Origin of the sequence: Bradyrhizobium huanghuaihaiense (assembly GCF_007830635.1) — a bacterium.
Classification (GTDB): Bacteria; Pseudomonadota; Alphaproteobacteria; order Rhizobiales; family Xanthobacteraceae; genus Bradyrhizobium; species Bradyrhizobium huanghuaihaiense.
In genome coordinates this window covers 36,818-62,122 of record NZ_VLLA01000013.1, presented here as the reverse complement: position 1 = coordinate 62,122, position 25,305 = coordinate 36,818, and the positions used below count along the sequence as shown (strand labels likewise).

Annotated in this window: 23 protein-coding genes; 4 read left to right on the top strand and 19 right to left on the bottom strand. The window is 64.2% G+C overall.

The annotated features are described in order from the left end of the window. Window positions 1-165: 165 nt before the first annotated feature. The 9 genes from IQ16_RS24685 to IQ16_RS24640 form a co-directional block, all read right to left on the bottom strand. Window positions 166-1,317, bottom strand: a complete 1,152-nt coding sequence (locus IQ16_RS24685) for an ABC transporter substrate-binding protein (protein ID WP_018643311.1) — start codon at window positions 1,315-1,317, stop codon at window positions 166-168. Window positions 1,318-1,396: 79 nt separating this feature from the next. Next, window positions 1,397-1,816 (bottom strand): acyl-CoA thioesterase, encoded by a 420-nt coding sequence (locus tag IQ16_RS24680; RefSeq protein ID WP_018643310.1) that lies wholly within the window; start codon window positions 1,814-1,816, stop codon window positions 1,397-1,399. A 22-nt stretch (window positions 1,817-1,838) separates the two neighbouring features. Then, the gene (locus tag IQ16_RS24675) at window positions 1,839-2,600 is read right to left on the bottom strand and encodes an SDR family NAD(P)-dependent oxidoreductase (RefSeq protein ID WP_018643309.1); all 762 of its coding nucleotides are present in this window, start codon (window positions 2,598-2,600) and stop codon (window positions 1,839-1,841) included. 25 nt (window positions 2,601-2,625) lie between these two features. Further along, window positions 2,626-4,509, bottom strand: coding sequence for a feruloyl-CoA synthase (locus IQ16_RS24670; protein WP_145831798.1), 1,884 nt, complete (start codon window positions 4,507-4,509; stop codon window positions 2,626-2,628). Further along, window positions 4,506-5,315 (bottom strand): crotonase/enoyl-CoA hydratase family protein, encoded by an 810-nt coding sequence (locus IQ16_RS24665; protein WP_018643307.1) that lies wholly within the window; start codon window positions 5,313-5,315, stop codon window positions 4,506-4,508. Before IQ16_RS24665 ends, IQ16_RS24670 begins: the two co-directional genes overlap by 4 nt. 255 nt (window positions 5,316-5,570) lie before the next feature. Further along, window positions 5,571-6,029 (bottom strand): DUF3237 domain-containing protein, encoded by a 459-nt coding sequence (locus IQ16_RS24660; RefSeq protein ID WP_018643306.1) that lies wholly within the window; start codon window positions 6,027-6,029, stop codon window positions 5,571-5,573. Window positions 6,030-6,247: 218 nt separating this feature from the next. Next, complete coding sequence (locus IQ16_RS24650) at window positions 6,248-7,567, bottom strand: TRAP transporter large permease (RefSeq protein WP_018643305.1); 1,320 nt, start codon at window positions 7,565-7,567, stop codon at window positions 6,248-6,250. A gap of 2 nt (window positions 7,568-7,569) precedes the next feature. Continuing rightward, window positions 7,570-8,079 carry a TRAP transporter small permease gene (locus IQ16_RS24645; RefSeq protein ID WP_018643304.1) on the bottom strand — a complete coding sequence of 170 codons (510 nt, stop codon included), beginning with the start codon at window positions 8,077-8,079 and terminating at the stop codon, window positions 7,570-7,572. 217 nt (window positions 8,080-8,296) lie between these two features. Then, a complete protein-coding gene (locus tag IQ16_RS24640; protein ID WP_018643303.1) occupies window positions 8,297-9,313 on the bottom strand; it encodes a TRAP transporter substrate-binding protein in 1,017 nt (338 codons plus the stop codon). A 252-nt stretch (window positions 9,314-9,565) separates the two neighbouring features. Between IQ16_RS24640 and pobA the strand changes: the two genes are divergently transcribed. Continuing rightward, window positions 9,566-10,735: a 4-hydroxybenzoate 3-monooxygenase gene (gene pobA, locus IQ16_RS24635; protein WP_018643302.1), complete on the top strand. Its 1,170-nt coding sequence runs from the start codon at window positions 9,566-9,568 to the stop codon at window positions 10,733-10,735. 309 nt (window positions 10,736-11,044) lie between these two features. Continuing rightward, window positions 11,045-11,464, top strand: a complete 420-nt coding sequence (locus tag IQ16_RS24630; RefSeq protein WP_026312043.1) for a PaaI family thioesterase — start codon at window positions 11,045-11,047, stop codon at window positions 11,462-11,464. Window positions 11,465-11,615: 151 nt separating this feature from the next. On the opposite strand, the gene IQ16_RS24625 is transcribed toward IQ16_RS24630, so the two are convergent. Then, entirely contained in the window at window positions 11,616-12,500 is an 885-nt protein-coding gene (locus tag IQ16_RS24625; RefSeq protein WP_026312042.1) for a LysR family transcriptional regulator, read from the bottom strand. 123 nt (window positions 12,501-12,623) lie between these two features. Between IQ16_RS24625 and IQ16_RS24620 the strand changes: the two genes are divergently transcribed. After that, window positions 12,624-13,250, top strand: a complete 627-nt coding sequence (locus IQ16_RS24620; protein WP_018643299.1) for a pyridoxamine 5'-phosphate oxidase family protein — start codon at window positions 12,624-12,626, stop codon at window positions 13,248-13,250. 152 nt (window positions 13,251-13,402) lie between these two features. Here IQ16_RS24620 and IQ16_RS24615 read toward each other — a convergent pair whose 3' ends face one another. The 3 genes from IQ16_RS24615 to IQ16_RS24605 are packed head-to-tail and all read right to left on the bottom strand — an operon-like array spanning window position 13,403 to window position 16,948. Next, window positions 13,403-14,134 (bottom strand): ABC transporter ATP-binding protein, encoded by a 732-nt coding sequence (locus tag IQ16_RS24615; protein ID WP_018643298.1) that lies wholly within the window; start codon window positions 14,132-14,134, stop codon window positions 13,403-13,405. Then, window positions 14,131-15,900, bottom strand: a complete 1,770-nt coding sequence (locus tag IQ16_RS24610) for a branched-chain amino acid ABC transporter ATP-binding protein/permease (RefSeq protein WP_018643297.1) — start codon at window positions 15,898-15,900, stop codon at window positions 14,131-14,133. The genes IQ16_RS24615 and IQ16_RS24610 overlap by 4 nt, the downstream gene beginning before the upstream one ends. Before the next feature lie 7 nt (window positions 15,901-15,907). After that, window positions 15,908-16,948, bottom strand: a complete 1,041-nt coding sequence (locus IQ16_RS24605) for a branched-chain amino acid ABC transporter permease (RefSeq protein ID WP_018643296.1) — start codon at window positions 16,946-16,948, stop codon at window positions 15,908-15,910. Window positions 16,949-17,125: 177 nt separating this feature from the next. Between IQ16_RS24605 and IQ16_RS24600 the strand changes: the two genes are divergently transcribed. Then, window positions 17,126-17,647, top strand: coding sequence for a MarR family winged helix-turn-helix transcriptional regulator (locus IQ16_RS24600; RefSeq protein ID WP_018643295.1), 522 nt, complete (start codon window positions 17,126-17,128; stop codon window positions 17,645-17,647). Between the two features lie 173 nt (window positions 17,648-17,820). Here the strand turns inward: IQ16_RS24600 and IQ16_RS24595 are convergent, their stop codons facing one another. The 6 genes from IQ16_RS24595 to IQ16_RS24570 form a co-directional block, all read right to left on the bottom strand. Continuing rightward, window positions 17,821-19,104: a glycerate kinase type-2 family protein gene (locus IQ16_RS24595; RefSeq protein WP_018643294.1), complete on the bottom strand. Its 1,284-nt coding sequence runs from the start codon at window positions 19,102-19,104 to the stop codon at window positions 17,821-17,823. Window positions 19,105-19,292: 188 nt separating this feature from the next. Further along, the gene (locus tag IQ16_RS24590) at window positions 19,293-20,522 is read right to left on the bottom strand and encodes an ABC transporter substrate-binding protein (RefSeq protein WP_018643293.1); all 1,230 of its coding nucleotides are present in this window, start codon (window positions 20,520-20,522) and stop codon (window positions 19,293-19,295) included. A 245-nt stretch (window positions 20,523-20,767) separates the two neighbouring features. Then, window positions 20,768-21,994, bottom strand: a complete 1,227-nt coding sequence (locus tag IQ16_RS24585; RefSeq protein WP_018646800.1) for an ABC transporter substrate-binding protein — start codon at window positions 21,992-21,994, stop codon at window positions 20,768-20,770. 133 nt (window positions 21,995-22,127) lie between these two features. After that, window positions 22,128-23,363: an ABC transporter substrate-binding protein gene (locus IQ16_RS24580; protein WP_018646801.1), complete on the bottom strand. Its 1,236-nt coding sequence runs from the start codon at window positions 23,361-23,363 to the stop codon at window positions 22,128-22,130. Between the two features lie 30 nt (window positions 23,364-23,393). Further along, window positions 23,394-24,413 carry a branched-chain amino acid ABC transporter permease gene (locus tag IQ16_RS24575; protein WP_020608073.1) on the bottom strand — a complete coding sequence of 340 codons (1,020 nt, stop codon included), beginning with the start codon at window positions 24,411-24,413 and terminating at the stop codon, window positions 23,394-23,396. A 2-nt stretch (window positions 24,414-24,415) separates the two neighbouring features. Then, entirely contained in the window at window positions 24,416-25,294 is an 879-nt protein-coding gene (locus IQ16_RS24570) for a branched-chain amino acid ABC transporter permease (protein WP_018646803.1), read from the bottom strand. Window positions 25,295-25,305: the final 11 nt, after the last annotated feature.

Sequence of the window (25,305 nt, the reverse complement as noted above, 5' to 3'; positions counted from 1 at the left end):
GGTTGTCTCGCACAGCCCCAATGCGGAGACACCCTCACCCCAACCCTCTCCCGCAAGCGGGAGAGGGGGCGTAGCAGCATCTGCGCGCCAGCTCGCTCTCCAAGCCAAAACGAAAAGAGCCGGCCCATCGGGCCGGCTCTCGTCGTCTTGAGACGATCGCTCTGCCTACTTCACCAGCGTGTACTTGCCGTTCTTCACGGTGAGCAGGATGCGCGAGCGCTCGTCGAGGCCGTAGCGGTCCTTTTCGGTGAAGTTGTAGACGCCCTGGCTTGCCGCCAGCTCCTTCTCCGAGAGCAGAGCCTGGCGGATGGCTTCGCGGAATTCCGGCGTGCCGGGCTTTGCGGTCTTCAGTGCCGTCGGGATGACGCGCTTCAGGATCTCGAACGCATCGTAGGAATGACCGGCGAACTGGCTGCGGCTGTTCGGGCCGTACTTGGCTTCATACGCCGTGTTGAGCGCGAGGCCCGGCTTCTTGGTGGCGGCTTCGTCCGGCTGGTCCTCGGGGTCCATCACGGGGCCGGAGGCCATCAGCACGCCCTCGGCCGCTTTGCCGGCGATGCGGATGAAGTCCATGCTGGCGGCGCCGTGGGTCTGGTAGATCAGGCCCTGATAGCCGCGCTCGCGCAGCTCGGTCTGCGGCAACGCGGCCGCGGTGCCGGAGGCGCCGACCAGGATCGCGTCGGGATTGGCGGCGACGAGCTTGAGCACCTGGCCGGTCACCGAGGTGTCCGGACGGGCGAAACGCTCTTCATCAACGATGGTCATGCCCATCGGCACGGCCTGCGCTTTCAAATCGTTGAACCAGAGGTCGCCGTAGGAGTCGGAATAGCCGATATAGCCGAGGGTCTTGATGCCCTTCGACTTCATGTGGTCGTACAGCACCTTGCCGACGATCGGGATCGGCTGCGGCATCGCCACCGACCACTTCATGCGCTCCGGCGTGATCGGGAAGGGGGCCAGGCCAAAGTGCGGAATGCCGGCTTCATTGGCGACGTTGGACACCGCGATGGTCGGCGGCGTCAGCGCCGAGCCCATGATGATGTCGGCCTTGGATTCAGTCACGAAGCGGCGGGCGTTGGTGGTCGCGGTGGTGGGATCGCCGCCGTCGTCGAGCACGATCACCTTCAGCGGCACGCCGCCGATCTCCTTCGGCACGAATTCCAGCGCGTTGCGCTCGGGAATGCCGAGGGCTGCGCCCGGGCCGGTCGTGGTGGTGGTGATGCCGATGGTGATTTCGCTGGTCTGGGCCAGCGCGGGCAGCGCCGGCAGGGCGAGCGTCGCCGCGGCAATGGCGGCGGTCAGGTAAAAGCGTTTCATCTATTCCTCCCTTGACGTGTTTTCTTTGAAAGCAGAAATCGAACGTGAATTCAGCCCCGTCTTTTGGTGATGCGGCGATTTAGCTTCCCGTGAATTTGGCGACCATTTCCGTCGGAAACGGTGCCGATTTCAGCTTGTCGGGGTTGGCAGGATCGCGGCCGACCAGGACGCGGGTCTCGAATCCCTCGATCGCCAGCGCCTCGCCCTTGTAGACATTGTGCTTCACCTCGAAGCTCGAGCGCTTGATGCTCTCGATCTTCGTTTCGATGGTGATCCAGTCGCCATAGGTCGAGGGGATGTAGAACTTGGCCCGCGTGTCGACCATGGGGATGCCCACCAGGCCGTATTTGCGGACCAGGTCCTGCTTGGAGAAGCCGGCGACCTCGAACAGGGTCGAGGTCGAATCGTCGAACATCGCGAAATAGCGCGGGTAATAGACGATGTTGGCGGGGTCGCAATCGCCCCACTGGATCTGGACCTCGCGCCGGTTCACGAACATCTGTCGCGCCCTGCTTACGAACTTACTTCGGCGCCATGCGCAGCGAGCCGTCGAGGCGCACCACTTCGCCGTTCAGATACGCGTTCTCGACCATGTGCAGGGCGAGCGCGGCGAACTCGTCGGCTTGGCCGAGCCGGCGCGGGAAGGGGATGGCGGCGGCGAGCGAATCCTGGGCTTCCTGCGGCAGGTTCGCAAGCAGCGGCGTCAGGAACAGGCCCGGCGCAATGGTCAGCACGCGGACGCCGAACTGCGCGAGCTCGCGCGCGATCGGCAGCGTCATGCCGACGATGCCGCCCTTGGACGCCGAATAGGCCGACTGACCGATCTGGCCGTCATAGGCGGCGACGGACGCGGTGTTGATGATGACGCCGCGCTCGCCGGTCGCCTGCGGCTCCAGCTTGGACATCTCGGTCGCGGCAAGGCGCAGCATGTTGAAGGTGCCGATCAGATTGACCTTGATCACCTTGTCGAAGTCGGCGAGCGCCATCGGACCGTCGCGGCCGACGACGCGTTTTGCAACGCCGATGCCGGCGCAGTTAACCAGCACGCGCGCCGGGCCATGGGCCTTGTTGGCCTGCGCGACCGCAGCTTCAGCGGAAGCGGCGTCGGAGACGTCGCAGGTCACGGCGACGCCCTTGATCTCGGCGGCAACGGTTTCAGCAAGCTTGGCATTGAGGTCGAACACCGCGACCTTGGCGCCCTGCGCCGCCAGCTTTCGCGCGGTGGCAGCGCCAAGCCCTGATGCGCCGCCGGTGACGATGGCTGCCTGATCCTTCAACAACATGGCGTTCTCCTTTGGCGATGGTTTCTTAGCCGACCGATATCACACGGTCCGACGGATTGGCAGCGTAGAGCTCGTCGATCAAGAGGTTGCGATGTTCCAGCACGGCGCGCTGGTTGATCGAGCCCTTGTCCGTGACCTCGCCCTTGTCGATCGACAGCGGCGTGTCCATCAGGATGGCGCGCGTGATCCGGGTCGAGGATCCCGTGGCTTGGCTGAGGAAGCCCGTCAGGCGCTCGCGAAAGGCCTCGCGCACCAGCCGGTCGCGCGTGGCGACGACGAGATCGTCCGCCGGCAGCGTCGGATTGATCAGGCGGCAACCGTCGAGATCGAGCACGACCAGCGCGGAAACCTCGTCGCGGTTGATGCCGGCGATGACGACGTCGCGCACCAGCGGCGCGCAGGCCGCGGTGAGGCGCGCGCGCAGGGGACCGACGCTGACCCAGGTGCCGCTGGCGAGCTTGAAGTCCTCGCTGACGCGGCCGTCGAAATCGAAGCCGGCGTTGAAATCATCGGGATCGGCGGGCTTGAGCGCGTCGCCCATCTTGTAAAATCCTTCCTCGTCGAAGGATTTTGCGGTGATGTCCGCTTGGCGCCAGTAGCCGGGCATCACGTTCGGCCCCTTAGCGCGCACTTCCAGCTTGCCGTTGTTCGGCACCAGTTTTGCGTCGTTGCCGGAGACGGGGAGGCCGACATGGCCGGAGCGGCTGGTGCGCGGATTGACCGACATGAAGAACGGTGCGGTCTCGGTCGCGCCAAGGCCGGTCAGCATCGGCACGCGATAGCCCTTCTCCTTCACCGCGAGCTCGTCGAGGCTGTTCCAGACGAACGGCGACAGCGCAGCGCCGGAGAAGAACATCGCATGCAGCCGGTCGAAGAACTTCGCGCGCAGGCCCTGATCATCGCGCAAGTATGGCAGCAGCGATTCGTAGCCCTTGGGCACGTTGAAATAGACCGTCGGCGAAATCTCCTGGAGATTGCGCACGGTTTCCTCGATGCCACCGGGCACCGGCTTGCCGGCATCGAGATACATCGAGCCGCCATTGTAGAGCGTCAGCCCGATATTGTGGTTGCCGCCAAAGGTGTGATTCCACGGCAGCCAGTCGATGATGACGGGCGGCTCGTCCTTGAGGAAGGCGAGCGTCTCGCGCAGCATCACCTGGTTGGCGCAGATCATGCGCTGGGTATTGATGACGGCCTTGGGATTGCCGGTCGAGCCTGACGTCAGCAGGAATTTCGCGATCGTGTCGGGGCCGATCTTGCCATGCACCGCATCGAGATCGCCTCGGATCGGTGTCGCCATGAGATCAGCGAGCAGGGTGACGTCGCGCCCCGGCACGGTGCCGTAGGATGCGGCGATCTCGGTGCCGAGCGAGACGTTGGCGGCGAGCGCGTCCGCGAACTTGCCGGCGTCCTCGGCGAAGACGAGGCCGGGCGTCAGCAGCTTCATCAGGTAAGACAGCTTGCCGTAATCCTTCGACACCAGCGAATAGGCCGGCGATACCGGGCAGAACGGAACGCCGGCGTAGAATGCGCCGAACGCCAGCAGCGCATGGTCGATCGAATTGCCGGAGAGGATCACGACCGGCCGCTCGGCCGACAGGCCGCGCGCGATCAGGCTCGATGCAATGTGCCGGCTCGCGGTGAGCAGCTCGGCATAGGTGATCTTGCGCCAGCCGCGGCCGCCTTCGCGCTCGGCCATGAAGACGCGGTCCGGCGTCGTCGTCGCCCAATGATGCAGGCGGTCGGTGATGCGGACCGGATAGTCGCCGAGCGGCTGCTTGGGCCGCAGATAGATCGTACCGTCGTCGCGCCGCTCGATGTTGACGACGGGATCGCCGAACGAAATGGGCCGCAGCGGAGAATTGCTCGCGCCGCGCTCCATGCTGGAAGAGGACGGCTGCGCACTCATGATTTGGGTTTCACCTTCGCGGTCTTGTGCTCGAGGAATTCGCGGATCCTGCGTTTTGCCTCTTTATCGCTCTGCGCGACGGTGGCCATGAGCGATTCCATCAACAGGCCGGTCTGCGGATTGGCTTCCGCGATCATCGGCAGCGCCTGCAGCACGGCGAAATTCGTCAGCGGCGCATTGGAGGCGATCTTGGTCGCAAGCTCCAGCGCCTTGCCGAGCCCGTTGCCGGCCTCGGTCAGATATTGCGCAAAGCCGTAGGAGGCGCCTTCGGTCGCGCTGTAGACGCGGCCCGTCAGCATCATGTCCATCATCCTGGCAACGCCGATCAGCCGCGGCAGCCGCACCGAGCCGCCGCCGCCGACGAAGATGCCGCGCTGTCCTTCCGGCAGGGCGAAATAGGTCGAGGGCTCGGCGACGCGGATATGCGCCGCGCAAGCCAGCTCCAGCCCGCCGCCGATCACCGCGCCCCTGAGCGCCGCGATCACGGGCACGCGGCTGTACTGGATGCGGTCGAACACCCGGTGCCACATCTGGGAATGCAGAAGGCCGCCGGTGGCGTCGTGCTCGGTCAATTCGGAGAGGTCGAGACCGCTGGAGAAATGGTCGCCGATGCCGTGGATGACGACCGCGCCGATGTCCTCGGGCAGGGAGGCAAAGCACTCGCCGATTTCCAGGATGATGCCGTCATTGAGCGCATTGCGCTTGGCCGGCCGGTTCAGACCCACGGTCAGAACCCGGTCCGCCCGCTCGATCCGGAGCAGCCCGGAGGTACCCGCGTCAGCGGTATCGGCGTTTCCCTGTGTCATTTGCGTCCTTGTCAGAATAGTTATGTTGTATAACGAATTTCGGGGGAGTCAAGGAGGGCGGGCGGTCAGGTAGGCAAAAGCCGTCCTCCAAATTGGGTGTCGTCCCGGCGAAGGCCGGGACCCATACCCCCAGGGAATAATTTGGCGAAGATACGTCGTTCGGTACTCCGGCCGTGCCCAATCGATGGATCACGCGGTATGGGTCCCGGCCTTCGCCGGGACGACAGTTGAGCGTGTTGAAGGACTGTGTGCTCCTCACATCACCTGATGCACGTCGATCACCACACGATCCGCATGCCGCGCGGCTGAGCCGACAAAAATGTGCTGCATCAGCCATCGGTACTTCTCATGCCCCGTCTCGAATTTCGGCACGGTCCGGAAATAGATCAGCTTCGGATCGACCGCCTCGCCGCGCTTGAGCTTCTGCAGGAGTTCGACCGGGCCGAAGCGCATGCCCTTGTTCTCGATATAGACAACGGCGCCATCGTCGGTCTCGAAGGCGTATTTGGCCTCGAGATCGATCAGCTCGTTGGGCCGGATGGTCTGGAAGTCGGCGCCGAACGGCAGCACCTTGCCGGTGACCGCGCCCGTCACCTCGCCGCCGATGATCGGGATGATACGGCGCACGCCGATGCCGGTCTCGCCGGCGGTGATGACGTCGCCGATGCGCGCGGTGATGGTGAACACGTATTTGGTTTCGAGGGTAGGGGTCATCGGTCACCTCTTAACTGACTATGACGCACGATACTGCGTTTTACCCTCCCCTGGAGGGGGAGGGTCGGCTCGCAGCGCATGAGCGCTGCGAGACGGGGTGGGGTGATCTCTCTGCTCAGGCAGTATTCAATGTGGAGAGACCGTCACCCCACCCCGCTCGCGCTTCGCGCGATCGACCCTCCCCCTCCAGGGGAGGGTAAGTGACGGTCTTCGATCAGCTAATGCGCCATCATCCGCGTCGGCAGCCACGTCGCCAGCAGCGGGAAGGCGATCAAAATCACCAGCCGCACCAGATCCGTTGCGACGAACGGGATCACGCCCTTGAAGATGGTGGAGAACGAGACGTCCTTCACCACGCTTTTTATGACGAAGACGTTCATGCCAACCGGCGGATGGATCAGGCCGAGCTCGACGGTCATCACGATGATGACGCCGAACCAGATCGGGTCGAAGCCGAGATGCATGATGACGGGGAAGATGATCGGCACGGTCAGGATGATCATCGCCATGGCGTCCATCAGGCAGCCGAGCACGAGATACATCACCATGATCAGCGCCAGCACGCCGTAGGGCCCGAGGCCGAGGCCGGTCAAGAACTCCGTCACCTTCTGCGGCGTCTGCGTCACCGTGAGGAAATAGCCGAAGATCAGCGCGCCGATCAGCACAGTGAACACCGCGGCCGCGGTGCGTGTCGCCTGCAGCAGCGAGGCCAGCACTTTCTCCCGGTCGAGCCGTCCGGTGACCATGCCGATGATGAAGGCGCCGGTGGCGCCGACGCCGCCGGCCTCGGTCGGCGTGAAGCGCGGCAGGAACGGCAGGCCATAGAGGCCGCCGATCACGAACACGAACAGCAGCACCGGCGCCCAGATGTCCTTCAGGCCCGCAAAGCGCTCGCGCCACGGCAGCACCTTGCCCTTGGGCAGGAAGTCGGGGCGGAAATAGCCGATCAGAAAGATCGTGATCATGTACATGGTCATCGCCAGGAGGCCCGGGATGATGCCGGCGATGAAGAGCTTTCCGATGTCCTGCTCGGTGATGATGCCGTAGACCGCGAGCACGGTGGAGGGTGGCAGCATCGCGCCGAGCGTGCCGCCCGCCGCGATCACGCCGGTGGCAAAGGACTGCGGATAGCCGAAACGGCGCATCTCCGGATAGGCGACGGCGGAGAACGTCGCGGCGGTCGCCACCGACGAGCCGCAGATTGCGGCAAAGCCGCCGCAGGCGCCGACGGTCGCGATGCCGAGCCCGCCGCGCAGATGTCCGACGAAGCCGTTGGCGGCGCGGAACAACTCGCGGCTCATGCCGGAATTCGAAACGAACGAGCCCATCAGCAGGAACATCGGAATGACGCCGAACGTGTAGTCGGTGACCGTCCGCATCGAGGTCTGGCCGACCAGTTTCAGCGCGGCCGTCCCGTTGACGAGATAGGCGAAGCCCGACACGCCGACGAGGCCCATCGCCATGCCGACGGGCACGCGCAGCAACATCAGCACGAACAGGGAAACGAAGCCGATTAAGGCGACGGCATCGGTGCTCATGATTACTCCGTCGCCTTCAATTTGGGATCGTGCATGTCTTCGGGATGAAAGATCAATCGGTAAGTGCGGATCGCGATCAGCAGCACGGCCGCGCCATCGCCGATCCACGCGACCGCGAAGAACGGCCAGGTCGGCATGTGCATGTCGAAGGTCTGGACATTGTCGTTGTAGGTGCCGCGCACCTTGTCGAACAGCGTCCAGGTCTGCACGGTGACAACGAACAGCAGCACCAGCGTCGCGAACACGTCGATCCAGCGCTGGTAGCGCGGGCTGACATTGCCCCAGACGAGGTCGACCGTGATGTGGGTGCCGCGATAGGAGGTCGCCGCGATGCCCCAGAAGATGAGGATGCCGAGCAGCATGCGGCCGATGTCGAAACTGTCGGGGATCGAATAGTTCAGCGTGTTGCGCAGCAGCACCGACAGGAAGATGTCGAGCGCGACGATGCCGACGAAGCCGGCCGCGATCCATTCGATCGTGTCGATAAAGCGATCCATCCAGGCGCGCTTCATGGGAGTGTCCTACGTAATGGCATTGATAGATCCCGGTCTCGCCGCGCACTCGGCCTCTCCCCGCGTGCGGGGAGAGGCCGGATTGCATCGGAGATGCAATCCGGGTGAGGGGGACTCTCCGCGAGTCCGACTGTCACCATTTTTGCGGAAGCAGCCCCTCACCCCAACCCTCTCCCCGTAAGAACGGGGGGAGGGGGACAGAGAGCCTGCCATCGCGTCACTCCGCCAGCGCGTTGTACTTCTTCAGCGACGCCTTCAGCTCGCCAAGCGCCGCATCCGGGTCGGCGCCGGTCTTCTTCGCGCCATCACCCCAGGTCTTGACCAGCGGCTCGGCCGCCTTCTTCCAGGCGGCGATCTGCTCGGGCGTCAGCTTGTAGACCTCGTGGCCGGATTCCGCCTTGATCTTGTCGATGCCGGCATCCTCGAACTTGCCCCAGTGCTCGCCGACCGCGCCGGCCATCTCGACCGTGCAGTTCTTGTCGATCGCGGCCTTCTGCTTGTCGGACATCGCGTTGTATTTGTCCTTGTTGATCACGAACACGAAGGTCGTGGTGTAGAGCGGCGCCTCCATGTCGTACTTGGTCACCTTGTCGATGCCGAACAACACCAGGGAGCCCCACGGGAAGGTGACGCCGTCGGCGACGCCGCGCTCGATGATGTCGCGCACTTCCGGCGCGGAGGACTGCACGTTGGTGCCGCCGAGCGAGGTCACGAAGTTCGCCATGGTGGCGTGGGCGGGACGGATCTTGAGGCCCTTCACGTCCTCGGGCACCGCGATCTTCTTGGTCTTGGAATGGAAGGAGGAAGGCGAGTGGACGAAGGCGAGGCAGTATTTGACGTCCTTCATCTCCTTCTCGGCATATTTGCGGTACCAGGCATCGAGCCCCATCGAGCCGCCCTTGGCGTCGGAAATCAGGAACGGCAATTCGCCGGCGCCGATGATCGGGAAGCGGCCGGGCTGGTAGCCGGGATTGACATAGGTGACGTCCGCGATGCCGTCGCGCGCCATGTCGTAGTGATCGAATGCCTTGCCGAGCTGCTGGGCCGGAAACACCTTGCCCGTGATGGTGCCGCCGGAATCCTTGTTCACCGCGGCCACCCAGTCTTCCAGGGATTTTTGCAGCGGGTGCGACGCCGGCACCCAGTGCGAGACCTTCAGGTCGAAGGTCTTGTCCTGCGCCAGCGCAGGGCTCACGCTTGCTGCCAGCAGCAAAGCCAGACAGGCTTTTCTCATCACGCGTCTCTCCCTCTTTTCAAAGGCGGGCTTCGATGGCCCGTCCTCATTATTTAACATGTTATATAATTGGCCGGCGCGTTCAAGCCGGAACTGACGCGACATCTACGTCAGCCATGTTGCATGGATTTGTCGCGGTCAGCGCGACGCGCTCTCCCTTTTGCCCAACAATTATATGATATAATTATCGTCTGCGGATCGGCGCGACAAGCGCGGCCGCGCCGCACCTTACAAGATCGAGAGGAGCAAGTATTGCGGACAAAAGTCGCAATCATCGGGGCCGGGCCGGCCGGATTGTTGCTTGGGCAACTGCTGCATCGATACGGCATCGATAATTTCATTCTGGAGCGCCAGAGCCCGGACTATGTGCTCGGCCGCATCCGCGCCGGCCTCCTGGAGGAGGGAACAGTCGCGCTGCTCGACCAGGTCGGCGCCGGCACGCGGGCGCATGCCGAAGGCCTGGTGCATGAAGGCATCGAGCTTGCCTTTTCCGGCCGCCGCCACCGCATCGACATGAAGAGTGCGACCGGCAAGACGGTGATGATCTACGGCCAGACCGAGGTCACGCTCGACCTGATGAATGCGCGCAAGGCCGCAGGCCTCACCTCGGTTTACGAGGCCAAGGATGTGCAGCCGCATGATTTCGACGGCAGTCACCCGCGCGTAACCTATGTGAAGGACGGCGTCACCCACACGCTCGATTGCGACTTCATCGCCGGCTGCGACGGCTTCCACGGCGTCAGCCGCGCCAGCGTCCCGGCCGCGGCGATCGAGGAGTTCGAGCGGGTCTATCCATTCGGCTGGCTCGGTATCCTCTCCGAGACGCCGCCGGTCAGTCACGAGCTGATCTACTCCAACCACGCGAGAGGCTTTGCGCTCTGCACCATGCGCTCGATGAAGCGCAGCCGCTACTACGTGCAGTGCTCGCTCGACGACCATGTCGACCAGTGGAGCGACGATCGCTTCTGGGACGAATTGAAACGGCGGCTCGACCAGGAGGCCGCCGACAGCCTCGTCACGGGCCCCTCGATCGAGAAGAGCATCGCGCCCTTGCGCAGCTTCGTCGCCGAGCCGATGCGCTTCGGCAAGATGTTCCTGTGCGGCGACGCCGCCCACATCGTTCCGCCGACCGGCGCCAAGGGCCTGAACCTTGCCGCCAGCGACGCGCATTATCTGTCGAGCGCGCTGCGCGAATTCTACGACGAGAAATCCAGCGCCGGCATCGACGCCTATTCCACCAAAGCGCTGGCCCGGGTCTGGAAAGCGGTACGCTTCTCCTGGTGGATGACCTCGATGCTGCACAAATTCCCGGATACCGGCACCATCGGCGCCCGCATCCAGCTCGCCGAGCTCGACTACGTCACGCAGTCCCAGGCCGCGATGACCTCGCTGTCGGAGAATTACGTGGGGCTGCCGTTCTGACACGGTGCCGTAGGGTGGGCAAAGGCGCAAAGCGCCGTGCCCACGATCTTCCCATAATCGCGAAAGCTCGTGGGCACGCTTCGCTTTGCCCACCCTACGGGATCTCTCCACATCGTCATTGCGAGCGTAGCGAAGCAATCCAGACTGTTTCCGCGGAAAGATTCTGGATTGCTTCGTCGCAAGAGCTCCTCGCAATGACGGTGGTGCCCGTTTCAAACACCCCCGCAAATCCCGTTTAAAACTTTGTAGGCGGTGAAACCGTCTTCCACATCGCGTTCAATGCTGGCGACACAGCAACGCGAGACAGCCATGACCTCCACCGACATCCCCGCCGGCTTCGAGCCGCTCTTTCGCAAGAGCCCTCTCACCGAGCCCTGGGAGCCGCTCTACGCGAAGAAGACCGACAAGGCCGTCATCATCGGCCTGCGGCTGGCGAAGCCGCACACCAACGGCCGCGGCCTGATCCATGGCGGCCTCATCACCGCGCTCGCCGACAACGCCATGGGCTACAGCTGCGCGCAGGCGACGGGCTGGACCACGTCGTTCGTGACGGTCTCGCTCTCGGTCGATTTCGTCGGCTCCGCGGAGATCGGCCAGTGGTGCGCGATCGAGAGCGACGTGATCAAGACCGGCAAGACGATCTGCTTCGCACAGTGCCTGATCAAGGCCGACGACATCGTGATCGCGCGGGCGAGCGGCACGTTCCGCGTGGTGCCGAAGAGGGAATGACGCTCTCGCTCTCCGTGTCCCGGACGCGGTGCGGCGCGAAGTGCCGCTCCGCAGAGCCGGGACCCACCTATCCGCAGCCTACTCTGTGGCCTTTGTGGGTCCCGGCTCTGCGCAGCAACGCTACGCGTTGCAGCGCGTCCGGGACACGGATCTACCCGAACCGCCACTCCGCCGTCTCCACCACGAGATCGATGAACGCGCGCACCTTGGCCGAGAGCAGGCGCGAGGTCGGGTAGACGATGTGGATCGGCAGCGCCGGCTGCTCGTATTTCGCCAGCACGATTTTGAGGCGCCCGCGCTTCAGCCCCTCGGCGGCCTGATAGGCCAGCACCCGCGTCACGCCGCCGCCGGCCTCGGCATATTGCAGGGCGGCATCGGCGCTGTTGCTGGTCAAGCGCGGGGTCGGCGTGACCTCGATGTCGCGGCCATCCTGCACGAAGTGCCAGTTGGCCGATGGGCCGAACTGGATGGTCTGGTGCGCGGCGAGCGCCTCCGGCGTCTTCGGCTCGCCATTGCGCTTGAGATAACCGGGCGCAGCCACCACGATCCGCCGCATCTCGCCGACCTGGCGCGCCACCAGCGAGGAATCGGCGAGATGGCCGATCCGCACCGCGGCGTCGACGGCGTCTTCGACGAGATTGACGAGATGGTCCGACAGCCTGAGCTCGGCGGTGACGTCGGGATAGCGCTTGAGATAGGCGGTCATGACCGGCCCGACATGCAGCCGGCCGAAGCCGACCGGCGCCGACACCACCAAGCGTCCACTCGGCCGGTTGCGTTCCTGCCGCGCCGAGCCGTCGGCCTCCTCGACATCGGCGAGGATGCGCCGCGCGCGCTCCAGATAGCGCGTGCCGACGTCAGTCAGCGTCACCTGCCGCGTGGTCCGCTGCAGCAGCCGGACGCCGAGATGCTCCTCCAGCGCCGCGATCAAGCGCGTCACCGCCGAGGGCGACAGATGCAGCTTGCGCGCCGCCGGCGCAAAGCCGCGCAGATCGGCGACGGTGACGAAGACGTGCATGGCTTCGAGGCGGTCCATGGCCATTATTGCATATAGCGCAATGATGAAGTGTCAAGCAGGCAGATTGTTTTAAGCGACGAAGGAGCCACCTTAAACCGCCAAAGACGCAAGAATGCGCCCGGAATTTCAGGAGATGTTCCGATGACTGCAGTCCACACCTATGCCAGCGATGTCGCCTTCTCGCCCGCAGTGAAGGCGATCCAGGCGCGCAAGGGCTCGCGCGATGCCTATGCGCGTCGCGAGCAGCGCGGCTGGCGCACCGAGGTCGACGAGAACCTCGAAGCATTTCTGGCCGACGCCAACAGCTTCTACTTCGCCACTGCCTCGGCCGACGGCCAGCCCTACATCCAGCACCGCGGCGGTCCGAAGGGATTTCTCAAGGTGCTCGACAAGCAGACGCTCGCCTTCGCCGATTATGCCGGCAACCGGCAGTTCATCACCCAGGGCAATCTCTCGGAGAATCCCAAGGCCTACATCTTCGTGATGGACTACGCCCATCGCCGCCGGGTCAAGATCTGGGGCGAGGCCCACGTCGTCGAGGACGACGAGGCGCTGACGACGTCGCTGATGCCGAAGGGTTACCGCGCGCGGCCGGAGCAGGTGATCCTGTTCAAGATCGCGGCCTGGGACACCAACTGCCCGCAGCACATTCCGCAGAAGTTCGATGCAGGCGATGTCGCAGCCGCGCTGGCGGCGAGGGACCAGCGGATCGCGGAGCTGGAAGCGGAAGTCGCGGCGTTGAAGGGAGGGAAGGCCGTTGGCCTTTAGGCGCGCATCTCGTCGCACCCTCCGGTGTCATGCCCCGCGAAGGCGGGGCATCCAGTACGCCGCGGCGCCTCGGTTCAATCATGATCGTCTCGGAGTACTGGGTCGCCCGCCTTCGCGGGCGATGACAGTGAATATGCCGAGGCGTCTCGAAACTAAATCACACTCGCGCCTTCATGCTGGAAGCCGAGATAGCTCGCCGCCACCCGCTCGTTCGCGGCGATGTCGCTGGCCTTGCCGCTGAGCACGAACTCGCCGAGCTCCATCACATAGGCCTGGTCCGCGATCTTCAGCGCGGCCTGCGCGTTCTGCTCGACCAGCAGCACGGAGACGCCGCTGGTGCGGAGCTCGGTCACGATGCGGAAGATGTCGGCGACGATGATCGGGGCGAGGCCGAGGCTCGGCTCGTCCAGCATCAGGAGCTTCGGCTCGCCCATCAGCGCGCGGCCCATGGCGAGCATCTGCTGCTCGCCGCCGGACAGCGTACCGGCGAGCTGCTTGCGGCGCTCCTTGAGCCGCGGAAACAGCGTGTAGACCCGCTCGATCGAGGACTTCGCCCGGCTCCGCTCGATGCGGAAGGCGCCGAGCTCGAGATTGTCCTCGACATTCATGGTCACGAACAATTCGCGGTGCTCCGGCACGAGGCCGAGCCCCATCGCGACGCGGTCCTCGATGTCGAGCCGGGCGAGATCCTGCCCGGCGAAGGCGACGCGGCCCTTCAGCGGCAGAATGCCCATGATGGCCGAGAGCAGCGTGGTCTTGCCGGCACCGTTGGCGCCGACGATGGTGACGATCTCATTGGCGCCGACCTCGAGCGAGACCGAGCGCACGGCCTCGACCTTGCCATAGGCGACGTGGGCGTCGGTGACGGACAACAGCGCGCTCATGCCGCCACTCCGAGATAGGCCTTGATCACTTCGGGATTGGTCTTGATCGTGGCGGGCGTGCCCTCCGCGATCTTGGTGCCGAAATCGAGCACGACGATGCGGTCGGCGAGATTCATCACGAAGCCCATGTCGTGCTCGACCAAGAGTACGCTCATGCCGCCGTCGCGCAGCTCGCGCAGCAGCGCGGCGAGGCGCTGCTTCTCCATGTGGCGCAGGCCCGCGGCCGGCTCGTCGAGCAAGAGCAGCATCGGATCGACGCAGAGCGCGCGGGCGATCTCGACGATGCGCTGCTGGCCCAGCGAGAGCGAGCCGGCGAGCTGGTGCATCTGCTCGGCGAGGCCGACGCGCTCGATCTGCCGCGCGGCTTCCGCGAGCAGTTTTGCCTCGTCGGCGCGGTCGAGCCGCAGCATCGAGGCGATCGGGCCGGAATGGCCGCGCAGATGCGCGCCGATCGCGACGTTCTCCAGCACGGTCATGTCGGGGACCAGCTTGACGTGCTGGAAGGTCCTGCTGATGCCGAGCTTGACGATCTCCTGCGGCGGCGCCTTGTCGACCTTCCTGCCGAGCACGGAGATCGAGCCCGAGGTCGCCGACAGCACGCCGGTGATCAGGTTGAAGGTGGTGCTCTTGCCGGCGCCGTTCGGTCCGATCAGCGCGACGATTTCCTTGGCCTGGACGTCGAAGGAGACGTTGTTGACCGCGACCACGCCGCCGAATTGTTTTCGCGCCTTCTCGACCTGGAGCAGCACGCCGGCCTCGGTGGGCGCGCGGGTGCGCTGCTCCAGCTTCAGCGAGGTGTCCGGCTTCTTGCCGCTGGTGCGCTCGGGCAGGAACGAGATCAGCCAGGGCCACAGGCCGCCCGGGGCGAGCTGCAGCAGCGCCACCAGCATGATGCCGAACACGATGGTCTCGACCTGGCCGGAGCCGGGCAGGATCAGCGGCAGATAGCTCTGCAGCACCTCTTTCAGCACCACGACGATCGCCGCACCCAGCACGCCGCCCCAGACATAGCCGGCGCCGCCGACCACCGCGATGAAGAGATATTCGATGCCGGCCTGCGCGCCGAACGGCGTCGGATTCACCGCGCGCTGAAGATGGGCGTAGAGCCAGCCCGAAAGACCGGCCAGCACCGCGGCGTGGATGAACACCAGCAGCTTTGCGCGTGGCGTGTGCACGCCAAAGGCCTCGGCGGCGACATGGCCGCGCCGCAGCGCGCGGATGGCGCGGCCGGTGCGGGAGTCCAGCAGGTTCATTGTGAGCCAGGCCGAGAGGATCACGGCGACCCAGATCGCGTAATAGATCGAGCCGGGCGAGAGCATCTTGAACGTGCCGATCGACAGCGGCGGGATCGCCGAGATGCCGTCGTTTCTCCCCAGGAACTCCAGCTTGCTGAAGAGGTAGAACAGCCCGAGCCCCCAGGCGAGCGTGCCGAGCGGCAGATAGTGGCCGGAGAGGCGGACCGTGATCAGCCCGAGCAGCACCGCCAGCGATCCGCTGACGATGAGCGACAGCGGCAGCGTCAGCCAGGGCGAAAGGCCGTAGGCCGTCGACAGCACTGCGGTCGTGTAGGCGCCGAAGCCGACGAAGGCCGCCTGGCCGAACGAGGTGAGGCCGCCGACGCCGGTCAGCAGCACGAGGCCCATCGCGACCAGCGCCGCAAGGCCGATATTGTCGAGCAGCACGATCCAGAACGGCGGCATGCCGGGAACGAACGGAATCGCCGCCATGACGAGCGCGAAGACGAGGATGGGAAGCCGGCTCTGCATCTTGGCCTCAGTCCTTCTCTTCTTCGACCGCGGGCGCGGCGAGCGAGCGCAGCAGCAGCACGGGGATCAGCAGCATGAAGACGATCACTTCCTTGTAGTTGGAGGCGTAGAAGGACGAGAACGCCTCGACGATGCCGACGACCAGCGCCGCCACGGCGGTGAGGGGGTAGCTGACGAGGCCGCCGATGATGGCGGCGACAAAGCCTTTCAGGCCGATCAGGAAGCCCGAGTCATAATAGAGCGTCGTGATCGGTACGATCATGATGCCCGACAGCGCGCCGATGACGGAGGCGAGCAGGAACGCGATCTGCCCCGACAGCGTGGTGCGGATGCCGGCAAGGCGCGCGCCGAGCCGGTTCACGGCGGTTGCGCGCAGCGCCTTGCCGTAGAGCGTCAGGCCGAAGAACAGCCAGAGGCCGACGATGAAGGCGATGGTGATGGCGTAGACGGTGATGCTCTGGCCGGTGAAGCGCAGCGCGCCCGCGGTGAAGGCGCCGGACAGCACGGCAGGCCCGCGCTGGCCTTCGGCGCCGAAGAACAACAGGCCGAGGCCCTGCAGCGCGAGGTGCACGCCAACCGATGCGATCAGCAGCACCAGCACGGAGGTGTGCGCCAGCGGCTGGAAGGCGATGCGATAGAGATAGACGCCGATCATTGCCACGATCACCAGCGACAGCGCGATGCAGACCGCCACCGGCGGCTTCTGCGCGGCGAAGTAGATGGTCAGCGCCAGCACGATGGAAGGCAGCACGATGTTGGTGATGAAGCTGCGGACGACCAGCCGCCCATGCAGCGCCTTGCGCGCCACGAACAGGTCGAAGGCGAAGGCGCCGATGCCCAGCGCGAGCGCAAGCTTCGCCGTGCCCGGCATCTGGCCCGCGGCCAGCGAGGCGTAGGTCAGCGCGCCATAGGTGACGAATTCGCCCTGGGGAATGAGGATGACGCGGGTGACGGCGAACACCAGCACCAGCGCCAGACCGAGCAGCGCGTAGATTGCGCCATTGGTGATGCCGTCCTGCACCAGGAACAGCATGATGGTGGTGTTCAAGACCGGACGCTCCCCCTCAAGATTGGGGACCGGCCTCCGCAATTGCGGTGGATGGTCCCCACACAGCCATTGAAAAACGCTGACGATATTTGATATGGTCCATAACAATTATCAAATATAACATCAAGGGTGGGGAGCGACCCGTCCCGAATTTAGCGGGATTACGAGCACGAGGCGATGACCGTTTCCAAAACCGCTGAAAAGTCTTCCGAAAAGCCGGCCGACGCGGCCAAGGGCCGCAAGGACGCGGGCGAGCCGCAGACGGAAGCCCTCCAGCTCGGCGAGTTGTCCGAGCAGCTCGGCTATGTCCTGAAGCGGGCACAGCTCAAGGTGTTCGAGAACTTTTTGCGCTGCATGGCCTCGCTCCAGCTGACGCCGGCGCAGTTCTCGGTGCTGCTGCTGGTCGAGAAGAACCCGGGCCGTAACCAGACCGAGATCGCCTCCACGCTCGGCATCCTCAGGCCGAACTTCGTGGCCATGCTCGACAATCTCGAGAGCCGCGACCTTTGCGCGCGGATCCGCTCCACCAACGACCGCCGCTCGCACATCCTGGTCTTGACCGACAAGGGCAAGGCAGTGCTGGCGCGGGCCAAGAAGCTCGTCGCCACCAAGCACGAGGCGCGGCTGAACGATCTGCTCGGCCAGGCCAACCGCGAAGCCCTGATCGGGATGCTCTCGAAGATCGCGAACGAGTTTTGACTCTTACCCTCCCCTGGAGGGGGAGGGTCGGCTCATATTGAGCGAAGCGAAATATGAGACGGGGTGGGGTGACGGTCTCTCCACCTTCGACAGTGCCCGAGTGGAGGGATCACCCCACCCCGCTCGCGCTGCGCGCGATCGACCCTCCCCCTCCAGGGGAGGGTAAGGGCGCCTCAATCCACCAAAATCGCCCTGATATCATTGACGTTCGTCAGCGTCGGGCCGGGCTGCAGCAGATCCCCCGTCGCCTCGAAGAACGTCGTCGCGTCGTTGTTGTCGAGATAGGCCTGCGGCTGCAGACCCTGCGCCTTCATCTTGGCGAAGGTCGCAGCGTCGATCAGCGCGCCGGCGGGATCGGTCGGGTGGCCGGCGCCGCCGTCGGCGCCGTCGGTGTCGCCGGCGAGCGCCGAAATGTTCGGCGTGTCCTTGAGCAGTCCCGCGAGCGCCAGCGCGTATTCCTGGTTGGGGCCGCCGCGACCATTGCCGCGCACGGTCACCGTGAGCTCGCCGCCGGAGAGGATCGCGATGCGCTTGCCTTGCGCGCGGGCCTGAAGCGCGAGCTTGGCATGATTGGCCGCGACCTCGCGCGCCTCGCCTTCGAGATCGGCGCCGAGATCGATGGTCTCGTAGCCGGCCTCCTTCGCAAGCTTCACCGCGGCGTCCAGCGATTGCTTGGGCCGCGCGATCAATTCGAACGACGCGCGCGCGAAGGCGGCATCGCCGGGCTTGCAGCTTTCATTGGCGGGATCGTCGAGCGCGCGGCGCACGGCATCGTCGATGTCGAGCCTGTACTTCGCCACGATCGCGCGCGCGTCGGCGAGCGTGGTCGGATCGGGCACGGTCGGGCCGGAGGCGATGGCGGAGGGATCATCGTGCGGCACGTCGGAGATCGCGAGCGTGACGATCTCGGCCGCGTTCCTGCCGGCGCGGGCGAGCCGCCCGCCCTTGATGCGCGACAGGTGTTTCCGGACGACATTCATCTCGCCGATCGGCGCACCCGAGCGCAGCAGCGCCTTATTGACCGCCTGCTTCTGGGCAAAGCTGATGCCGTCCACGGGCGCGATCCAGTTCGCCGAGCCGCCGCCGGTGAGCAGCACCAGCAGCAGATCGTCAGGGCCAGCCTCGCCGGCGAGCGCGAGCGTGTCGGCCGCGCCCTTCAGGCCGGCCTCGTCGGGCACGGGATGACCGGCCTCGACCACGCGGATGCGGCGCGTCGGCACGCCATAGCCGTGGCGCGTGGTGGCGATGCCCACCAGCCGCTCCGGCGCAAGTTTCAACGTGTCGAGATAGTGCCGTTCCGCGGCCGCGGCCATCGCGCCGGCGCCCTTGCCGGCGGCGAGACAGATCACGCGGCCTTTGGGCGCGGGGCGCAAGTGCTGCGCCAGAATCGTATTCGGATGGGCGGCGGCAACGGCGGCGTCGTAGAGCGCGCGGAGCAGGGGACGTCGGTCGGTCATGGCGAAGGCCTTCGGCGAACAAGAGAGATCGGCGGCAAGCGCCAGTCACATGCCTACCGCATCAGGCGCAAAAGCGTAAGCAGGCTTTCCTGTCATTCGATTGTGCAATCGCGTGATGATAATCGAAGGGCAAACAAAAGCCCCCTGCGTGAGGCCGCAGGGGGCTTGCTTTACGTGCTTGTTGGCGACTAGCCGCCGGCGTCAGCGCTGATCACGTCGCCGAACAGATCCCATTTGTCGCCCTTGAACTTCATGAGCTGAAGCGAACTGATCGGCGCGAAGTCGTTGGCGCCGGTGTTGATCTTGATGCCGGGCAGCAGCACTTCGGTGCGGAAATCCTTCAGACTCGCCGCCTGCTTCATGACGTTCTCGCGCGTGAGATTGTCGCCGCAGTTCTTCAGCACTTCGACCAGGGTCTGTGCCACGCCATAGCCGACGATGGTGCCGCCGTCGAGCTTGTCGCCCTCCGGGAAGTATTTCGTCATGAAGTCAAGGAAGCCCTTCATGCCGGCGTCGTCCTTCCACTGCGGATCGGAAACGTCCTTCAGATATGCGGCCGAGATGATGTCCTGCGAGTTCTCGAAGCCGGCGGGCTTGATCACGCTGCCGACCGAGGCCGAGACGTTGTTGAGAAAGTGAGTCGGTTTCCAGCCGATTTCGGAAATCTTCTTGATCGCCTGTGCCGCGAATTTCGGCGTGGTGATGTTGATGAAGACGTCGGCGCCAGTCGCCTTCAGCTTGACGATGTGATTGTCGATGGTCGGCTCTGAAGTCTCGTAGCTTTCCTCCAGCACGATCATGCTTGCGCCCTTGGCGCCGAGGCCGTCCTTCAGGCCCTTCAGGTAGTCCTTGCCGTAATCGTCGTTCTGGTAAAGGACGCCGATCTTGGCGTTTGGCATGGTCTTCAGGATGTATTTCGCATAGATCTGCGTCTCGCTCTGGTAATTGGGCTGCCAGCCCATCGTCCACGGGAAGTTCTGCGGATCGTTCCACTTGGTGGCGCCGGTGGCGACGAACAGCTGCGGCACCTTCTTCGAGTTCATGTATTTCTGGATCGCCGAGTTCGGCGGCGTGCCGAGCGAGTTGAAGATGAACAGCACCTCGTCGCTTTCGACCAGCTTGCGCGCTTGCTCCACCGTCTTCGGCGGCGAATAGGCGTCGTCGTAGGAAACGAAATTGATCTTGCGGCCGTTGATGCCGCCCTCGTCATTGATCTTCTTGAAATAGGCGGCTTCGGTCCGCCCGATGATGCCGTAGGCGGAAGCCGGTCCGCTGTAGGGCATGATGTTGCCGATCTTGATCTCGGTGTCGGTGGCGCCGGTATCGTATTTCTTCTGGGCCGATGCAGTGGAGGCCGAGGCCGCAATGAGCGCAAGCGCCAGTGACGCGGCCGCAAGTTTGCCGGTGACAGCGGGCATTCCAATCTCCCTATTTATTTTCTTGGTGTGTGTGCGACCCTTTTCTTGTGTTGCTTGTTCTTGGCGACGCGCCCGCAATTCAATACGATTTGCCTGGTGCCTTCAACAGAAAGCCCCCGCGACGGCGTCGCGGGGGCTGCTCCTTTAGTAGTCATGGACACGGGCGCAGCAGCGCGTGCGGTGCAAGATGGCGTAACCGTCTTGAGTTGTCTTGCTCTATAGGGGCGATTTTGAGTTGAGGGGGCTCAGTGGTTCACCTCGCTCGAGATGACGTCGCCGAACAACTCCCATTTCTTGCCCTTGAAGCGCATCATCTGGAGCTGCTCGATCGGGGCGAAATTATCGGGTGCGGTGTTGATCTTGATGCCGGGCAGCAGCGTATCGGGCGCGAAATCCCGGATGCTGGCGGCCTGCCTCATGACGTTCTCGCGGGTGAGATCGTCGCCACACATCTGCAGCACCTTCACCATGGTCTGGGCCGCGGCATAGCCGAACACCACGCCGGCATCGAGCTTGTTGGCCTTGGGCGCGTACTGCGCGAGGAAATTGTAGAACTTCTTCATGCCGTCATCGGCATTCCATTGCGGGTCCGAGCCGTCCTTGGCGTAGGTGGCCGACAGGATGCCTTGCGAGACCTCGAGGCCCGCCGGCTCCAGCACGCCGCCGACCGAGGCCGAGACGTTGGAGATGATGTGCATCGGATGCCAGTTGATCTCCGCTGCCTTCTTGATCGCCTGTGCTGCAAATTTCGGGGTGGTGATGCTGATGAAGACGTCGGCGCCCGAGGCCTTCAATTTCATGACGTGCTCGTCGATCGCGGGCTCCGAGGTGTCGTAGCTGTCTTCCAGCACGATCATCGAGGCCTTCGGCCCGAGGCCTTCCTTCAGTCCCTTCAAATAGTCCTTGCCGAAATCGTCGTTCTGATAGAGCAGGCCGATCTTCGCGTCCGGCTTCTCCTTCATGATGTACTTGGCGTAGATCCGGGCCTCGCTCGCGTAGCTCGGCTGCCAGCCCATGGTCCAGGGATATTGCTTCGGATCGTTCCATTTCGAGGCGCCGCTCGCCACGAACAATTGCGGCACCTTCTTCTCGTTCATGTATTTGCGGATCGCGCCATTGGTGGAGGTGCCGAGCGAGCCGAAGATCAGCAGCACCCCGTCGCTCTCGACCAGCTTGCGCGCCTGCTCCACCGTCTTCGGCGGCGAATAGCCGTCGTCGTAGGAGATGAACTTGATCTTGCGGCCGTTGATGCCGCCCTCGGCATTGATCTTGTTGAAATAGGCTTCCTCGGTCCTGCCGATCGCGGCATAGGCGGAGGCCGGCCCGCTATAGGGCATGATGTTGCCGATCTTGATTTCGGTATCGGAAGCACCGCTGTCGTATTTCTTCTGCGCCAGCACCGGGCTCGTCATCGCGGTGCACAATGCAAGGGCGGCCGAGACGGCCACAACCTGAAAACGAACGGCAGTCATTGTTCTCCTACCCCGGGCTGGATCGGCCGCATTGAACAAGATTGACGCCCGGCGTCAACAAAAAGCCCCCGCGATCGCTCGCGGGGGCCTATCGATGCCAGGACTATGATGCCAGGACTATGACGTCAGCGTGTCACTCGGAGGCGACGTCGCCGCTGATGATCTCGCCGAACAGTTCCCACTTCTCGCCCTTGAAGCGCTGCATCTGCAGCTGTGAGATCGGGGCAAAGTCGGTGGCGCTGGTGTTGATCTTGACGCCGGGCAGCAGGGTGTCCGGGGCAAAATCCTTCAGGCTCGCCGCCTGCTTCATCAGGTTGGCGCGGGTGAGATCGTCACCGCACATCTCCAGCACCTTGGCCAGCGTCGAGGCTGCGCCATAGCCGTAGACCATGCCGGTGTCGGTCTTGTCGGCGCCGGGCATGTACTTGTCGACGAACTCGTTCCACTTCTTCATGCCGGGGTCGTTGTTCCACTGCGGATCCGTGGAGTCCTTGGCATAGGCCGCCGACAGCACCTCCTGCGAGGCCTCGAAGCCGGCCGGCTTCATCACGCTGCCGACCGAGATCGAGACGTTGGTCAGGATCTGCAGCGGCTTCCAGGTGAGCTCGGCGGTCTTCTTGATGGTCTGCGCCGCGAACTTCGGCGTCGCGTAGATCAGCAGCACGTCGGGATTGGCGGCCTTGATCTTGACGATGTGGCCGTCGATCGAGGGCTCGGAGACCTCATAGCTCTCTTCCATGACGATCATGGACGAGGCCTTGGCGCCGAGGCCGTCCTTGGTGCCCTTGAGGTAGTCTTTGCCGAAATCGTCGTTCTGGTAGAGGATCGCGACCTTGGCGTTCGGCTTCTCCTTCATCAGCCATTTCGCGTAGATCTGCGCTTCGCTCTGGTAGGAGGGCTGCCAGCCCATGGTCCAGGGGAAGTTCTTCGGATCGTTCCACTTGGTGGCGCCGGTGGCGACGAACAGCTGCGGGATCTTCTTGGCGTTCAGGTATTTCTGGATCGCCGTGTTCGAGGGCGTGCCGAGCGGGTTGAACACGGCCAGCACCTCGTCGCTCTCGACCAGCTTGCGGACCTGCTCGACTGCTTTCGGCGGCGAATAGGCGTCGTCATAGGTGACGAAGTTGACCTTGCGGCCGTTGATGCCGCCCTTGTCGTTGATCATCTTGAAATAGGCTTCTTCGGTCTTGCCGATGATGCCATAGGCCGACGCCGGACCGCTGTACGGCATGATGTTGCCGATCTTGATCTCGGTATCGGAAGCGCCGGTGTCGTATTTCTTTTGGGCAAATGCCGCGCCGGAGTTGAAAGTGATGGCCGCCGTTGCCGTGACCAGCGCGGCGGCTCGCAGTGTTCTTCCAAAAGACAATTCGGGTCTCCTTTGTACGATGAATGGATTTCAGTTCTTTCTGAGCTTTCCAGCGAGTTGGTGGCCCAGGATTGCGATCTGCCTTGCGCCATGCGGCACGAGGTAGATGACGAGGAACAGGAGCACGCCGAACACGGCGCCGGAGAGACCCTTGGAGATGCTCTCCGCCATGTTCGGCACGAAGATGATGAAGGCCGCACCGACGAACGAGCCGGGCAGCCAGCCGACGCCGCCGACCACCATGCCGAGGAACAGCGAGATCGCGAGCGTGATGGTGTAGCTGTCGGGGGCCACGAACTGCACCGCGATGGCGCCGAGCGAGCCGGCAATGCCGGTGATCGCCGCCGACACGCCGAAGGCCAGCGTCTTGTAGAGCGCGACGTTGACACCCATCGAGGAGGCCGCGATCTCGTTGTCGCGGATCGCCATGAAGGCGCGGCCTGATCTCGAGCGCAACAGGTTCACCGAGAAGATATAGATCGCGATCGTCACGAGGAGCGTGAAGTAGTACAGCCACATGTCCTGCGACATCGGCAGGCCGAACGGCGCGTCGGGCTTGGTGACGACGAGGCCCTGCACGCCGCCGGTCCAGTGCTCGAGGAAGTTCAGCTTCAGGAGCTGCGGCATCGCGGTGGCGAGCGCGAAGGTCGCGAGCGCGAGATAGACGCCCGACAGCCGCAGGGCCGGTTTGCCGAAAAGGTAACCGAATCCGAAGCAGACCACGGCGGAAATCGGAATGGTCAGCGCGTAGTTGATGTTGGCGTGCTCCATCAGCACTGCCGAAGTATAGGCGCCGACCGCGTAGAACGCGCTCTGGCCGAGCGAGAACTGGCCCGAGCCGCCGGTCAGGATGTTCAGCGCCAGCACCGCGAGCCCGTAGATCAGGAGCATCGTCATCTGGAAGATGATGAAGTTCTTGACGAAGACGGGCACGATCAAAAGCGCGGCGAGCACCACCAGCGAGGTGCCGGTGCCCAGCGTCATGGCCCGCTTCGGAACGGCCTCGACCGCCTGGTGGCCCTCTGCAACGACTTCTTCTGCAGCGCTCATGATCAAACTCGCTTGACGATGTGCCGGCCGAACAGGCCAGCGGGTTTGACGACCAGGACGGAGATGATCAGCGCAAGCGCGATCGGGAGTTTCAGCTCGTTGCCGACGCCGGGGATGTAGGTGCCGGCGAGGTTCTCGAAGACGCCGACCAGGAAGCCGCCGACCACCGCGCCGAACGGGCTGGTGAGGCCGCCGAGCACCGCGGCGGCAAAGCCGTAGATCAGGACGCCGCCCATCATGTTGGGCTCGAGGAACACCACGGGGGCGATCAGCATGCCGGCGATCGAGCCGATCGCGGTCGCCATGCCCCAGCCGAGCGCGATCATCCAGGAGGTGTTGATGCCGACGAGGCGCGCCGATTCAGGCACCGAGGCGGCCGCGCGCATGGCAAGGCCGATCCGCGTGTACTGGAAGAAGAAGTAGAGGCCGAGCAGCAGCAGCACGGTGACGCCGATCATGCCGGCCTGGTGGGTCGAAATCAGCTGGCTGCCCAGGAACGGCGCGGAGCCGAACGGGGTCGGATACTGCTTGATGGTGAAGTCCCAGAGCAGGCCGGCCGTAGAGTTGATGATCGCGTACAGCGCGATGAAGCCGGCGACGTTGGTCAGCACCGGCGCCTTCGCCAGCGGCTTGAACAGGATGCGCTCGATCGCGATGCCGGCGACGAAGGAGAAGGCCAGCGTGATCACGAAGGCGGCCCAGTAGGGCACGCCCCACTGCATCAGCTGCCAGGAGATGAAGGTCGAGAACATCGCCATCTCGCCCTGCGCGAAGTTGAGATGGTCGATCGCCTGGTAGATCATGACCACGGCGAGCGCCATGCAGGCGTAGATCGCGCCCGTGGCGATGCCGGCCAGGACCTGGTTGGTGAACAGCTCCATTGTCCCGGCTC